We start from the raw sequence: 14,117 nt of genomic DNA on the forward strand, positions 1-14,117 counted from the left end.
GCTCCTTGCCGCGCCGCCGGCCGAAGGAGGACCCCCGCAGCGTGAGCACCGCCCCCATCCACACCCTGGCTCGCCCGTCCGAAGCAACCGGTGGGGATACGTCCAGCCGAGCGGGGAGGTCGGGGCGATGACGGTGGCGATGCCGGGAGGACCGCTCACGCCGCAGCCCGCGCTCGACCTGCGGCGTCGGCTGGCCACGGAGGCGCTCGGGTGTGGCCTGCTCGTCGTGGCGCTGGATGGCGCGCACCACCTCGCCGAGCACCTGGGCGCGGGGCCCGCGGAGGGCCGCCTCTTCATGTCGCTGGCGGCGGGCGCCGTCCTCGCCTGCCTCATGGGCGTGCTGCGCCCGTTCTCTGGTGCACACTTCAACCCGGCGCTCACCTTCGCGGACGCGCTGGGAGACGGGACACCGTGGCGCGAGCTGCCGCGCTACGCGCTCGCGCAGCTCCTCGGGAGCCTGGTGGGTCGGCTCGTCGCGCACCTCATGTGCGGCGAGCCCCTGCTGCTCGCCACGCGCATGCCCGCGGCCAGCGGCGCCCAGTTCCTCACCGAGATGGTGGCGACCTTCGGCCTGCTCGTGGTGGTGCGTGGCTGCGTGCGAACGCGGCCCGCCGCCACGCCCCTGGCCATCGCGGCCTACGTGGCCGCCACCGTCTGGTTCACCGACTCGCGCTCGCTGGCCAACCCGGCGCTGGTGCTGGCCCGCGCCGCCAGCGCGCGCCTGGGCGTCATCCGTCCCATGGAGGTCGAGTCCTTCGTGGCGGCACAGCTGCTCGGCGCCGCGCTCGCGGTGGGCCTCTTCCGCTGGCTGCTCGCGCCTCGGGAGCGAGTGGGTCCGCGCCTTCCCGAGACGGTCGTCTTCGAGAGCGCCGTCGCCGGTCCGGCCCAGCTGGCCGCCGCCCTCTTCAACACGCTCGCGCACCCCGAACGGGCCCGCGCCGAGGTGGCGCCCTCCCCCCCGTCGGGTGAGGAGCTGCCCGCCACCGTGAGCGCGCTGATGAAGGAGGCAGGGCTGCGTCCCGCGCCGCTCCACGCGCGCGGCGAGCTGCCTGGGCGGATCATCCTCCTGGAACTCTCTGGCGCCGCGCCGGGCCTGGACACGCGCCTGCGCGAGTGCTGGCAGCTCCCCGCCGTCTCCCCGTCGAATGAAGCCGGTGCGCGCGCCCTGCACACCGCGCTGCGCGCCCACCTTCAACGGCTGCTCGCCAAGCAGGGCTGGGAGCGGCTGCACGTCGTCGGAGGCACCTCGTCCGAGGGGCCTCGTCCCACGTCCTGAACCCATCGCCTCGCAAGGACTCGCTCCACATGGAAGGACTTCCTCCCGTCGTCACCTGGCCGCCGCTGCAGACGCTGATGCGCCTGACGCTCGCGCTCGCGGTGGGTCTGTTCGTCGGCCTGGAGCGGGAGTGGCGTGGCAAGGAGGCGGGCCTGCGCACGTTCGGCTTCGCCGCGCTCTTGGGCGGCATGGGGGGACTGCTCGGCCCGAACTTCGCGCTGCTCAGCGTCGCGCTGTTGGGCGTGCTGCTCTGCTTCCTCAACTGGCAGTCGCTGCGCGCGAATGGCACCGCGGAGCTGACCACGTCGGCGGCGCTGCTGGTGACGGGACTGACGGGCGTGCTGTGCGGCCTGGGCCACACCGTCACACCGGCGGCGGTGGGCGTGACGACGGCGGGCCTGCTCGCGTGGAAGGAGCGGCTCGCCACCTTCAGCCACAAGATCACCGCCGAGGAGCTGCGCTCGGCCATCCTGCTGGCCATCCTCGCGTTCGCCGTCTACCCGATGCTGCCCGCGCAGCCGGTGGACCCGTGGGGCCTCATCGCGCCCCGAGGCGCGTGGGTGACGGTGGTGCTCATCGCGGCCATCGGCTTCGTCAACTACCTCTTGTGGAAGGTGTTCGGCGCGCACGGCGTGGAGGTGACGGGCTTCCTGGGCGGCCTCGTCAACAGCACCGTCACGGTGGCGGAGCTGGCCAACCGCGTGCGCGAGACGGCCGGGCGCCTGCTCGACGCGGCGTATCGCGGCGTCATGCTGGCCACGTCCGCCATGGCGCTGCGCAACGCGGTGCTGCTGGGGCTGTTGTCCTTCCACGCGCTGGTGGACTCGGCGCTGCCGCTGGCGCTCATCTTGCTGTCGAGCACGGGGCTCGCGCTGGTGCGCACCCGCGCCATTCCGCTTCCCGAGAGCGAGGCCCCGGCCCTGCCCCTCAAGTCTCCGTTCTCGCTGCCGTCGGCCCTCAAATTCGGGCTCATCTTCCTGGTGCTCCAGGTGGTGGGCACGGTGGGGCAGCACCTGTTGGGACGCGCGGGCTTCTACGCCGTCAGCGCGGTGGGCGGGCTCGTCTCCAGCGCCTCGGCGGTGGCCTCGGCCGCGTCGCTCTGCGCGAACGGCACCATCTCCGCCACCACCGCGGGCGTGGGCGCCATCATCGCGTCGCTGGCGAGCGCGCTCATCAACTTCATCCTCGTGGCGCGCGTGTCCAACGAGCGCATGCTGACGCTCCGCCTGGGCCGCGCGCTGGGTGTCGTCTTCGTGCTGGGGCTCGCCGGCGCGCTCGTGCAGTCGCACCTGCCGTCGCTGATGCCGTGACGCAGGTGAGGCCGGGCCCTCGCGCGGGCCCGGTCAGAAGCGATCCGGCTCCGGAATGGGAGCCGAGGCGACCCGGTCCGCGATGGGCGGTTGCAGCGGCAGCACCACGATGAAGCGCGAGCCGCTGCCGTAATCGCTCTCCACCCACACGCGACCGCCGTGCGCCTGCACCAGGCTCTTGACGATGGCGAGCCCCAGCCCCGCGCCGCCGTACTCGCGCGTCGAGCTGCCATCGACCTGGTAGAAGCTCTGGAAGATGCGCTCGAACTCCTCGGTGCGGATGCCGACCCCGTTGTCCTCGACGGTGATGCGGTAGCCCGCGGCGCCCAGCTCCGCCTGCGCGCCCGCCTCGGACAGCCGCACGCGCACGCGCCCGCCCGGAGGCGTGAACTTCACCGCGTTGGCCAGCAGGTTCACCACCACCTGCCGCAGCTTCTCCATGTCTCCGGCCAACCGAGGCTGCGGCAAGCCGGGCACCTGCACGTCCAGCGCCAGGCTCTTGCGCTGCGCCTGGGGCGACACGCTCGACACCGCGGTCTGGATGACCTGCCCCAGGTCCACCGGCGCCATGGCCAACCGCAGCCGGCCCGCCTCAATCTGGCTCAGGTCCAGCAGCGAGGAGATGAGGTTGAGCAGCGTCTCGCCCTTCTCCACGATGGTGCGCACATACTGGAGCTGCTCGACGTTGAGCGCGCCCGCCAGCCCCTCCGCGAGCATCTCCGAGTAGCCCAGGATGGACGCGAGCGGCGTGCGCAGCTCATGGCTCACGGTGCCGAGGAAGCTCGACTTCAGCCGGTCCAGCTCCTTGAGCCGCGCGTTGGCCTGCACGAGCCGCGTGTTCTGCGACTCCAGCTCGCGGTGCGTCTCCAGCATCGCCTCGATGTGGACCTGCGTCGTCAGGTACGTCTTCTGCCCGCTCGCCACGAGCGCGCCCAGCACCTGTCCGAAGTGGGCCAGCACCTGCGCCGCCGTGCGCTCGGGGGCGCGGCGCACCTTGGCCACCAGCTCGCGGGCGCGCGCCAGGTCCAGCCCTTCGATGTCCGTCAGCGTGTGGGGGAAGTCGTCCAGCTCCTCGGGGGTGAAGGGCCCCAGGATGACGCGCCCGAGCAGGTCCCCTTCCCAACGGATGGGCATCACCACGTAGCGCAGGCCGGTGAAGCAGGGCATCGCCACGAGCCCGGCGGACTCGGCCTCCTCGGCGTCCGCCACGCGCGCGCCCAGGTTGGGCACCACCGGTCCGTCCTTCACCCGCGCCACGGTGGCGACACAGCGCGCGCGGCCCTCGGGGAAGGAGAAGACATACGCGCAGAAGTCGCCGTGCCCCACCTTCACGTCCGCGAGCTTCGAGCCGCGAGCGTCCAGCACCTTGATGCCCACGCGGTACAGGTCGCTGAAGCTCTTCACCACGTCCGCGAAGGAAGGGAGGTCCAGCAAGTCCCCGAGCGACAGGCGCCGCTGCAACACCGACTCCCTGCGCCCCGCGCTCCCCGCGTCCGGTGGCCCGCCCCCCGCTGCCCCGCTCATGGCCTGCCTCCACTCGCGGAGGGCTGATAGCGGCTCTCCAGCGTGGTGCCACTGAGGTCCATCTGCCGGAAAATCTGTCCGAGGAACTCGTCCTCGGAGAGCCCCACGTTGCGCGTCAGGTGCGCCCGGGACTCCAGGCGGCGGTACGCGGCCTGCGCGACCTCGTGGAAGGTCTCCAGCACGCCCTCGCCCCGGAGCGCCACCGCGCCCACCACGGGCTGGGAGCCGCGCCGCCGCGCTTCGTCGATCTCCGCGTCGGAGCGAGTGTCGGGCAGATCCCTTTTGTTGAACTGGATGATGACCGGCACCTCCCCCGGATCCAGGCCGTTCTCGCGCATGTTCTCCTGGAGGTTTCGCCAGTAGGCGTTGTTCTCCTCCGTGGCCGCGCGCCGACTGTCCGCGATGAACACCACCGCGTCCGCGTTCTGCAGAACGATTCTTCGCGTCGCGTTGTGGATGACCTGGCCAGGGACCGTGAACAGCTTCACCTTCACCTTGAAGCCGGCCGAGGTACGGAAGAACACCGGCAGGAGGTCGAAGAAGAGTGTCCGGTCGTCATGGGTCTCCACCGCCAGCAGACGACCTCTCACGTCAGGCCGAGCCCGCGTGTGCAGATGACGCAGATTCGTCGTCTTCCCGCTCAGGCCGGGGCCGTAGTAGACGATCTTGAGCGTCAGCTCGCGCTGGGCATGGTTGAGTTGCACGGGTGGAACTCAGGCTGGCGTGTCGAGTCTGGAGGCCCTACCCCCCGCGCGACGACGCTTTTTTATAATGGGAAGGCGCGCGGCGCGGAAGGCCGGCTGGATGGCGGGCGGGAAGGCGAGGCTCCTCCGCGTGGAATGGGACCGCCCTCGCACGAGGTTCGCACAAGTCCGCCCCCCGACGAGAAGCACGGAAGTCGCCTCTTACTTGAGAGGACAATGTGCGCCGAATCAGCGCGTGCATGGGTGTGGGGGCTGCGGTTAGGATCGCGGACGCGACGGAGGAGCAAGGCGATGACGATGAAGCAGGTGGATCCAGGCATGGAGGTAGGCCCCGCGCCGGTGATGGACGTGGCGAGCCTGCCCAATGATCTGGTGAACGCGGTGAAGTTTGGTCCGCCCACGGACGAGGACCTGACCGCGGTGGCCGCCCTGCGCTCCAGCTCCGAGCCGTGGAAGAGCCGGGGTGAGACGCAGGAAGACAGCCTCAAGGCCCTGACGCTGCTGAAGTCGTCCATCCACGTCGCCCGCCTCCAGAGCCAGATTGTCGGCTACGTCACCGTGGAGCGCGACGGCCCGGTCCCCGGCGCCGCCTACCTGCGCAACATCGTGGTGAAGCCGGAGCTGCGCCGCCATGGCCTGGGCGCCATGCTGCTGGACAAGGCCCTCTCGGTGGCGCGCGACATGTACCGCAAGACCATCGCCCTGCGCGTGGACCCGTCCAACGCGCCGGCCGTGGGCTTCTACCGCAAGGCGGGCTTCACCACCGTCGCCACGGTGGTGTCCAAGAAGTCCGGCAAGCTCCGCCTGCTGATGTCCCGCGAGCTGTAGTCCCCGTTGAACTCCGGACGGGAGGCCCTCCTCCCGTCCCCCCCTCCGCGCGGGCCTCTTCGTGAGGCCCCGGAGCCCCTCCCCCCAGTCCGAGTCGCTCCCTCACACCCGAGCGGTCGACCGCGCCCCACGTCCTCGGCCCGAGCCCGCGCGGCCCGACAGAGCGGCCGGTTCATTCTCGCGACGTGTCGACTATCCTGCGCTCCTCCGCGCCGCGCCTCCCGCGCCGGCCGGTGCGCCATCGCATGAAATCGCTCGCCGAGCTGCTTCGCCACCTGTCGCGTCCTGGCGTCACCGAGCTGGCCCTGGCCAGCGGCCGTCCCCCGATGATCCGGAGCGGCCAGGGATATGAGCCGGTGGATCCCGCCGCGCTCTCCACGGAAGACCTCGTCCGGGCCCTCCAGTCCATGGTGGGACTGGCCCGCGCCTCCAGCGTCTCGGAGACCCCCGCGCAGTGGTCCGTGAACGCCACGGGCCTGGGGACCATCTCCATCGCGGCGGTGCGCCGGGGCGACCTGATGAACGTGCGGCTCAGCCGCGCCGCCGAGGCCGCCACCACGGCCCCCGCCCCCGCCGCGGCTCCCGCACCCGCCTCGGCGCCGACTCCCGCCGCGTCCCCCACCCGGCCCGCCGCGGCGGGCCCAACGCCTGCCGTTGGAGCCCGGCCCGCGGTCCCTTCCGCGCGCCCCACGAACCCCGCCATGCCCGCCGCATCGGTGCCCGGCGCGGAAGTCCGAGCCGGCGCTCCCGCTTCGGCGCCCGCCCCGGAGGCCCGGCCCACCGCGCGCGCCATCCCCGTCTCGCGCGCGGGTCCCTCCGCGGGCCGTGAGCTGGCCCTGTTGCTGGACGAGGCGAGGCGCTCGGGAGCGAGCGACCTGCATGTCGTGGCGGGCCGCCCCCCGCTGTTCCGCCTCGTGGGCGAGCTGCGGCCACAGGGCGCGGTGCTGGATGCGTCCACCGTGGAGCGCATGCTGCTCCCCGTGGTGCCCGAGCGGCTGCGCGCGGTGCTGGAGAAAGACGGGAGCTGCGACTTCGCGCTCGACTCGGCCGAGACGGGGCGCTTCCGCGTCAACGTGGGCCGCCAGCGCACGGGCCTCAAGGGCGTCTTCCGCGTCATCGGCCGCGAGGTGCCCACGCTGGAGTCGCTGGGCCTGCCGGTGGACATCGCGAAGGCCACGCACCATCACCAGGGCCTCATCGTCATCACCGGCCCCTCCGGCCACGGCAAGACGAGCACGCTGGCCGCCATCGTCGACATCATCAACCGCGAGACGACGCACCACGTGCTCACCGTGGAAGACCCGGTCGAGTACCTGCACCCGCGCAAGCGCGCGCTCATCAGCCAGCGCGAGGTGGGCAGCACGACGCGCACCTTCGCCAGCGCGCTGAAGGGCTCGCTGCGTGAGGACCCGGACGTCATCGTGGTGGGCGAGCTGCGCGACACCGAGACGGTGCGCATGGCGCTCGCGGCCAGTGAGACCGGCCACCTGCTCATCAGCACCATGAACACGCCGAGCGCGGCGAAGACCATCGACCGGCTCATCGACTTGTTTCCTCCCGCGGATCAGCAGCAGGTGCGACTGTCACTCGCCAGCGGCCTGCGCCTCATCGTGAGCCAGCGCCTCATGGCGAGCGCGGACGGCAAGTCCCTGGTCGCCGCGTCCGAGGTGCTCCCCGGCTCGGTCGCGTTGGGCAACCTCATCCGCGACAACAAGACGTACCAAATCCCGTCGCTCCAGCAGCGCGGCAAGTCGCTGGGCATCATCCGCTTCGAGGACTCGCTGGCGGACATCGTGCGCGCGGGCAAGGTCTCGCTGGAGACGGCGAAGGGCTTCGCCGAGAACCCCGAGGAGCTGGAGGCCGTGGTGACGGGCAAGCGGGCCGGCGTCAGCGTGGCGCCGCCCCAGACACCGCAGGAAGGTGCGCGGATGCTGTCGAAGATGGGCTCGCTGCTCGGAAAGAAGGGGGCGTGACATGAGCGCCACGCCGCGAATCGCCTCCTGGTTCGACCAGCTCCTGGAGAAGAAGGGCAGCGACCTGCACCTGAGCATCGGCTATCCGCCCATGGGCCGCATCCGAGGCGAGCTGACGCCCCTGCGCGAGGAGCCCCTCACCGAGGCCGAGCTGGAGGGCCTGCTCTTCGAGATCGTCACGCCCGAGCAGAAGCGCCAGATCGTCGAGGAGTTGGACCTCGACTTCGCCTATGGCTACGAGACCAAGGCCCGCTTCCGCGCCAACTACTTCTACAAGATGACGGGCCTGGCCGCGGTCTTCCGCACCATCCCGAGCAAGGTGCTCACGCTCGAGGACCTCAAGACGCCCGAGGTGGTGCGCAAGCTGGCCGACCGCCGCAGTGGACTCGTGCTGGTGACGGGCCCGACGGGCAGCGGCAAGTCCACCACCCTGGCCGGGATGATCAACCACATCAACCAGACGCGGCCCGCCCACGTGCTCACCATCGAGGATCCGGTGGAGTTCGTGCACGAGCCGCTGAAGGCCCAGGTCACCCACCGCGAGGTCGGGCCTCACGCGTCGAGCTTCGCCACCGCCATCCGCTCCGCGGGCCGCGAGGATCCGAACGTCATCCTCATCGGCGAGCTGCGCACCAACGAGACGATGAAGCTGGCGCTCCAGCTCGCGAGCTTCGGCGTGCTCGTGTTCGCCACGGTGCACACCAACAGCGCGCCAGCCACCATCGACCGCATCATCAACGCCTTCCCCGCCGACGAGCAGGGGCAGGTGCGCGGAATGCTCGCCGAGAGCCTCGCGGGCATCGTCGCGCAGCAGCTCATCAAGACGGCGGACGGCAAGGGCCGCGTCGCGGCGCTGGAGATCCTCATCGGCAGCAGCGCCATCGCCGCGATGATTCGCGAGGGCAAGGTCTTCCAGATCGCCTCCAAGATGCAGGCGGGGCAGGGCCAGGGCATGCAGACGCTCGACATGCACCTGGAGCGACTGGTGAAGGACAACGTCATCACGCCCGAGTCCGCGCTGGAGAAGGCCGCGGACAAAGAAAACTTCGTGAAGGTCATCCAGCGCCTCAAGCCCGACTGGGAAATCCCCGAGTCCGCGAAGGCCTGACCTCACCCTTCCGCTCAAACTCCGCGAATTCGGCACGCCCCCGCAAACCCAAGCGGGGGTGCTCATGCCGTGCGGGGCCAACGCATTGCATCCCCTCCAGGAATCGTCTTTTGTTCGGTTTCACACCAACGCGCCCGTGGTTCGCGGGCACCACCTTTGGAGGGGGAATCCATGGATGAGCAGCAGCAGTTGGAGATGATTCAGTCGCAGCAGGCGGCCGGTGGCATCGGGATTGTGGGGAGCATCATCTACCTCGCGGTCATCGGTCTGATGATCGCCGGGATGTGGAAGACGTTCGCCAAGGCCGGTGAGCCGGGCTGGGCCGCCATCGTCCCCATCTACAACATCATCGTGATGCTGAAGATTGTGGGCCGGCCGCTGTGGTGGATCGTGCTCCTCATGATCCCCTGCGTGAACTTCATCGCGCTCGTCATCGTCGGCATCGACATGGCGAAGTCGTTCGGCAAGGGCACGGGCTTCGGTCTGGGGCTCGGCCTGCTGGGCTTCATCTTCTACCCGATGCTGGGCTTCAGCGACGCCAACTACCAGGGTCCGTCGGCCACGGCGTAAGCCGCGCCCAGATACGTCCCACGCAGCACTCGACGGCGATGGAGGGCACCGGGCCCTTCATCGCCGTTCGTGTTCCCAGGGGTACCCATCCCCCGGGTCCGAGTCATCCGGAGGAAGCTCTTCCGCCCCCCCGTCCTCGCGGAGCCAGGAGCCCCCGTCCGGTGCGACTGGCGCGATGGGCTCGCCGCTCTCGATGGGCTGCAGGACGATGGGGTCACACGCCCCCAGCACCAGCCCGGTGGCGAGACAGCAACAGAACAGGCGGCGAAGGGGCGCCACGGACATGGGGGTTCGCGCGGCAAGGGGGCAGCGATGGGCCGCACCCTGCATACGCACCCAGGTCGATTTCCGGGTCGCTCGCGCGCCGTTCAGCGCACCAAACGAACGGGCCCGTTGAACCAGCGGTTCAGCTCCGTCACGTCATCCAAGCGGTGCGCGGGCGGGAGGCTGGACAGGAACACGCGGCCATAGCCCTTGGTCACGATGCGCCGGTCCAACATGGCGACGATGCCTCGGTCCGCCTGCGTCCGGATGAGCCGCCCGAAGCCCTGCCGCAGCGCGAGCGCCGCCTGCGGGAGCTGATACTGCTCGAACGGCTCCTCGCCTCGCGACTCGAGCTGCCGGATGCGCGCGGCGACCAGCGGGTCTCCCGGCGACGCGAAGGGCAGCCGGTCGATGATGACCAGGCTGAGCGCATCCCCCGGCACGTCCACGCCTTCCCAGAAGCTGTGCGCCGCGAACAACACGCTCGGCGTCGAGCGGAAGGACTCCAGGAGCTGCGCCTTCGGACGCTCGCCCTGGAGCAGCGCGGGAACCATGAGCCGCCCCGCCACCAGCTCATACGCGCGCACCATGTTCCGCAGGCTGGTGAAGAGCACGAAGGCGCGCCCACCCGTCACCTGGCACAGCTCGAGAATCTCCTCCGAGGCCGCCTCGATGAAGCCCGGCGCGCTGGGGTCCGGCAGGTGCGTGGGCAGGTACAGCGCGGACTGGCGGGGGAAGTCGAAGGGGCTGGGCACGGACAGCGTGCGCACGCGCGCCACGGGCTGGCCCTCGTCGTCGTACATCCCCATGCGGCTGGCGAAGAAGTCGAAGCGGCTGTCGGCCGCGAGCGTCGCGGAGGTGAACACCACCGTGTCCACCGCGCCATAGAGGCGCTCGCGCAGCTCCTTCGCCACGTCGATGGGACTGGCGCGCAGGAACACGCCGCGGCCTCGCGACTCCGCCCAGTACACGTGGTCCGCGGACTCGGCCTTCTCCAGGAAGGACAGCTGCTCGACCATCTCCTCGCCGCGCCGGTGGATGGCCGCCATCTCCGGCTCGCGCTCCCCCGCGGCGAAGGACGCGAGCGCGGCCAGGCCCTCGCGCACCTGCTCCATCGCGCCGGACAGCTTCGCCAGGCTCTCCGGCCGCAGCGCCACGGACGACTCCGCGCCCGACAGCCCCAGCGCGCGCGGCGCTTGATTGAAGAAGGCCTCCGCGTGCGTGCGCACCCGCGCGGCCAAGGCCGACAGCGTGGTGTGTCGCTCGTCGGTGGCGGGCAGCAGCGCGGAGGCGTCGCGCGCCAGTTCCTCCAATCGGAAGTTCGAGACGCCGTAGCCGAAGTTGCCGCTGGCCGCGTCCTCCAACGCGTGCGCCTCGTCGAAGACGACCGCGTCGTACCAGGGCAGCACGCCCTCCACGCGCTTGCCCGAGCTGCGCAGGGACAGGTCGGCGAAGAACAGGTGGTGGTTGACCACCAGCAGATCCGCGGCCTCCGCGGCCTTGCGCATGCGCGTGACGAAGCACGTCTCGTACAGCGGGCAGCGCGAGCCCAGGCACGTCTCCGAGGTCGTGGACAGCCGCGACCACGCGCCGAACGACTCGGGCAGGTCCAGCTCGGCCCGGTCCCCCGTCTGGGTCTCCCCCACCCACGCCTTCAGCCGGGGCCACTGCCGAGCCTCCTCGCGCGAGGGGAACTGCGGGTCCTTCGCGAAGGACTCATAGCGGTGCAGGCACAGGTAGTTGCTGCGGCCCTTGAGGTACGCGGCCTCGAACTTCAGGCCCATCTTCTCGCGCAGCAGCGGCAGGTCCTTGAAGAAGACCTGATCCTGAAGCGTCTTCGTCGCGGTGGACACCACCACGCGGCGCCCGGAGAGCAGCGCGGGGACCAGATAGGCGAGCGTCTTGCCCGTGCCGGTGCCCGCCTCGGCCAACAGGTAGCTGTGCTCAGAGAAGGCCCGCTCCACGGCGCGCGCCATCTGGAGCTGTTCCGGACGGTGCTCGTACGCGGGCAGGGCTTCCTGAAGGGCGCCACCGGGGCCCAACAGACTGTCGACGGAGACCGATGGAGTACCAGAGAGGGACATGCGCGCGAGCCGGTGCGCCGGAGGAAGCGCCCGGCCGGTCAAGATAGCAGCGGTACCCGCTTCCGGCGCGTTCCTGACCACACATCCGCGCCGCGCCCTCGCGCCCGCCCGCTCAGCGGGGGACCAACAGCCCGGGACTACGGTCCGCCGAGGAACGCGCCCGCCGCGAAGTGGATGGCCATCATCGTGAGCACCAGCGCCACCACCAACGTGATGCCCATCATCACCGCCTTCGCACGGCGGGCGGCCAGCGGCACCTCCGTGTGCGTCATCTCCGCGGTGGATGCACTGGCCGCGCGGCGCACGACCTCCTCGCGCCCGCGCCGGGCCTGCGCGTCCTCGGGAGCCTGCGCCAGTTGGAGGCGATACAGCCGCCCCGCCATGGCCAGCTCACCTCGCGCCAACGCCTGGGACAACCATTGCTCGTGCGCGTCCCAATCCGCCCACCGCTCACGCAGCACCCGCCAGCCCTGGGCCAGCGCCTCCGACGGCTGATGCTCCTCCGCCAGGAAGTTGGCGAAGACGAGTCCGCACGCCGCGCAGGACTCCCGCTCCTCGCGCCGAGGGGACACGCACTTGGGACAGAAGCCCGGCGGCGCGGAGAAGTCCTCGTGCACCGAGGCACCGCTCGTCGCGGCGGCCGCGTCATCCGGGCGCACCACGCGCAGCGCGGGCACGCTCGGGCGAACGGGCGGCTCGGCGGGCACGGGCGAGGCCACCGCGGCCACGGCCTCGGGCTGAGCCGCGGCCACCGTCAGCGCGGCGCGGTTCTCCGCTCCGCAGCGACCGCACGCGACGACCAGCGCATCCGCTTCGACGCGAAAGACTTCCAATGGGACCAACCGCTCACAGGCCTCGCACTGGAACTTCATGACACCACCGTTCGCAAGGGAATGGGCATCGCACACCCGATGAGCGCCAGCAGGCAAAGGGCGCATATCCATCTGCGACCCGCGCTCAATGGCTCGCGCGGCTCAATGACTTCCGGATGGCCAAACCCCACCATCTTGCTCGTCACCACCAGCCACAGTCCCCAGGAGGCGGTGGCGAACACCGTGAGGAACAACAGCAGCACAGCCACGCCCTGCCCCACGCGACGCGCGCGCGAACCCAGCACCGCGAAAGACAGATGTCCTCCGTCGAGCTGCCCCACTGGCATGAGATTGAGCAGGGTGACCAGCAATCCAAACCATCCCGCGATGACCACGGGATGCACGGCCACGTCCTTGCCCTCCGGCACCGGCCCCACCGCCAGGCGCGTGAGCCCCTTCATGAGCAAGCTGTCACCGAACAACGTCTGCACCTGCCGGAGCGGCTCCTCGGCAGGAGGCGGCGCGTGCGTCAGCTTCGCGCCCAGCCAATGGAACAACTCCGACCCCAGCACCCACAGCGAGGACTCTCCCGGGAAAGGCGACGCCACCGACGGCGCATCCACCACCGTCGAGTGCCGCAGGCCCCAGTAGAGAATGGGCAGCGCCACCACCAGCCCCGCGAGCGGCCCCGCCGCGCCGATATCCACCAGCGCGTTGCGCGAGGGAATGCGGCTGCGGATCCGAATGACCGCGCCCAGCGTGCCCAGACTGCCCGGCACCGGCAGCGGGATGAAGTACGGCAACGACGTGTCCACGCCGTGCAATCGCGCCAGCACGTAGTGCCCCATTTCGTGCGAACCCAGGATGGCCAGCAGCGACAAGCTGAAGGCCAGCGCCTGCGCGCCATCCTCGGGACGCAGGCCCGCGTCGGTGAAGGGAAACGAACCGGTGAAGAGCACCAGATACGCCAGGAACGTGGTGCCCACCGTCAGCACGAACAACAAGACGTGCAGCCAGAGCCGGGCGTAGGGACGAGCAACAGAGACGGAGTCCATGGACAGGTGAAGCCTCGGCGGTGGCAACCCACAGGAGCGATGTAATTCAACGCGACCAGGCTTTCAGCAAAGCCTGGAATGAGACGGGGACAGCTCTTGACAGACAGTTGACATCTGCTACGAAACCCGCCCGCTTGAGGTTTCACCGAACGGCTGGGCACCTGCCCAGGCCGCCCAGCCACCTCGCAAGCGCTCAACTCTTAGTTTTTAAGGGAGCGAACAACCATGAAGAAGCTCATCCTGTCCGCCGTTCTCGCGACCAGCCTGGTGGGTTGCACCAGCGTCGAGTCCGCCGTTGTCTCTGGCAGCGAGATCGCGGCCAACGGCGAGGCCGTGGCTGTCGTGCAGGCCAACGCGCTGGGTCTGACGGCCATCTTCCACATCATCGACATCGTGCAGAGCGATCTCGACACCGTGGTGAACAAGCTCCTCATCACCGAGGCCAAGGCCATGGGCGCCTCGAAGGTTGACCTGAAGGGCGCCTCCACCACGCCCCGTCACGGCATCTACGCCCTGTTCGGGACCATCATCGGCGTGACCAGCTCCACCGCGACGGGCGTCGCCGTCAAGTAGTCCGCTCCGCCTTTCCTGGCGGATAAGAAAGGCCCC

12 protein-coding genes are annotated in these 14,117 nt (G+C 70.2%); 7 read left to right on the forward strand and 5 right to left on the reverse strand.

The window, feature by feature from the left end:
• Positions 1-139: 139 nt before the first annotated feature.
• A complete protein-coding gene (locus JGU66_21900; GenBank protein MBJ6763429.1) occupies positions 140-1,276 on the forward strand; it encodes an aquaporin in 1,137 nt (378 codons plus the stop codon).
• Between the two features lie 29 nt (positions 1,277-1,305).
• Complete coding sequence (locus tag JGU66_21905; protein MBJ6763430.1) at positions 1,306-2,586, forward strand: MgtC/SapB family protein; 1,281 nt, start codon at positions 1,306-1,308, stop codon at positions 2,584-2,586.
• A 33-nt stretch (positions 2,587-2,619) separates the two neighbouring features.
• Here the strand turns inward: JGU66_21905 and JGU66_21910 are convergent, their stop codons facing one another.
• Together JGU66_21910 and JGU66_21915 are read right to left on the reverse strand one after the other, a co-directional pair.
• A complete protein-coding gene (locus tag JGU66_21910) occupies positions 2,620-4,110 on the reverse strand; it encodes a PocR ligand-binding domain-containing protein (protein ID MBJ6763431.1) in 1,491 nt (496 codons plus the stop codon).
• The gene (locus JGU66_21915) at positions 4,107-4,814 is read right to left on the reverse strand and encodes a GTPase domain-containing protein (protein ID MBJ6763432.1); all 708 of its coding nucleotides are present in this window, start codon (positions 4,812-4,814) and stop codon (positions 4,107-4,109) included. The genes JGU66_21910 and JGU66_21915 overlap by 4 nt, the downstream gene beginning before the upstream one ends.
• A 291-nt stretch (positions 4,815-5,105) precedes the next feature.
• On the opposite strand from JGU66_21915, the gene JGU66_21920 reads away from it, so the two are divergent.
• The 4 genes from JGU66_21920 (at position 5,106) to JGU66_21935 (ending at position 9,293) form a co-directional block, all read left to right on the forward strand.
• Positions 5,106-5,642, forward strand: a complete 537-nt coding sequence (locus JGU66_21920; protein MBJ6763433.1) for a GNAT family N-acetyltransferase — start codon at positions 5,106-5,108, stop codon at positions 5,640-5,642.
• 245 nt (positions 5,643-5,887) lie between these two features.
• Entirely contained in the window at positions 5,888-7,615 is a 1,728-nt protein-coding gene (locus JGU66_21925) for a PilT/PilU family type 4a pilus ATPase (protein MBJ6763434.1), read from the forward strand.
• 1 nt (position 7,616) lies between these two features.
• The gene (locus JGU66_21930) at positions 7,617-8,723 is read left to right on the forward strand and encodes a type IV pilus twitching motility protein PilT (protein ID MBJ6763435.1); all 1,107 of its coding nucleotides are present in this window, start codon (positions 7,617-7,619) and stop codon (positions 8,721-8,723) included.
• Positions 8,724-8,894: 171 nt separating this feature from the next.
• Positions 8,895-9,293: a signal peptidase I gene (locus JGU66_21935; protein MBJ6763436.1), complete on the forward strand. Its 399-nt coding sequence runs from the start codon at positions 8,895-8,897 to the stop codon at positions 9,291-9,293.
• 368 nt (positions 9,294-9,661) lie between these two features.
• Here the strand turns inward: JGU66_21935 and JGU66_21940 are convergent, their stop codons facing one another.
• The 3 genes from JGU66_21940 to JGU66_21950 form a co-directional block, all read right to left on the reverse strand.
• Positions 9,662-11,641 (reverse strand): ATP-dependent DNA helicase, encoded by a 1,980-nt coding sequence (locus tag JGU66_21940; GenBank protein ID MBJ6763437.1) that lies wholly within the window; start codon positions 11,639-11,641, stop codon positions 9,662-9,664.
• Between the two features lie 137 nt (positions 11,642-11,778).
• Entirely contained in the window at positions 11,779-12,513 is a 735-nt protein-coding gene (locus tag JGU66_21945) for a hypothetical protein (protein ID MBJ6763438.1), read from the reverse strand.
• Positions 12,510-13,508 carry a site-2 protease family protein gene (locus JGU66_21950; protein ID MBJ6763439.1) on the reverse strand — a complete coding sequence of 333 codons (999 nt, stop codon included), beginning with the start codon at positions 13,506-13,508 and terminating at the stop codon, positions 12,510-12,512. Before JGU66_21950 ends, JGU66_21945 begins: the two co-directional genes overlap by 4 nt.
• A 225-nt stretch (positions 13,509-13,733) precedes the next feature.
• Between JGU66_21950 and JGU66_21955 the strand changes: the two genes are divergently transcribed.
• On the forward strand, positions 13,734-14,081 hold the full coding sequence (locus tag JGU66_21955; protein ID MBJ6763440.1) for a hypothetical protein: 348 nt from the start codon (positions 13,734-13,736) through the stop codon (positions 14,079-14,081).
• The last annotated feature ends 36 nt before the right edge of the window (positions 14,082-14,117 follow it).

Source organism: Myxococcaceae bacterium JPH2, assembly GCA_016458225.1.
In the GTDB taxonomy this organism is placed as follows: domain Bacteria; phylum Myxococcota; class Myxococcia; order Myxococcales; family Myxococcaceae; genus Citreicoccus.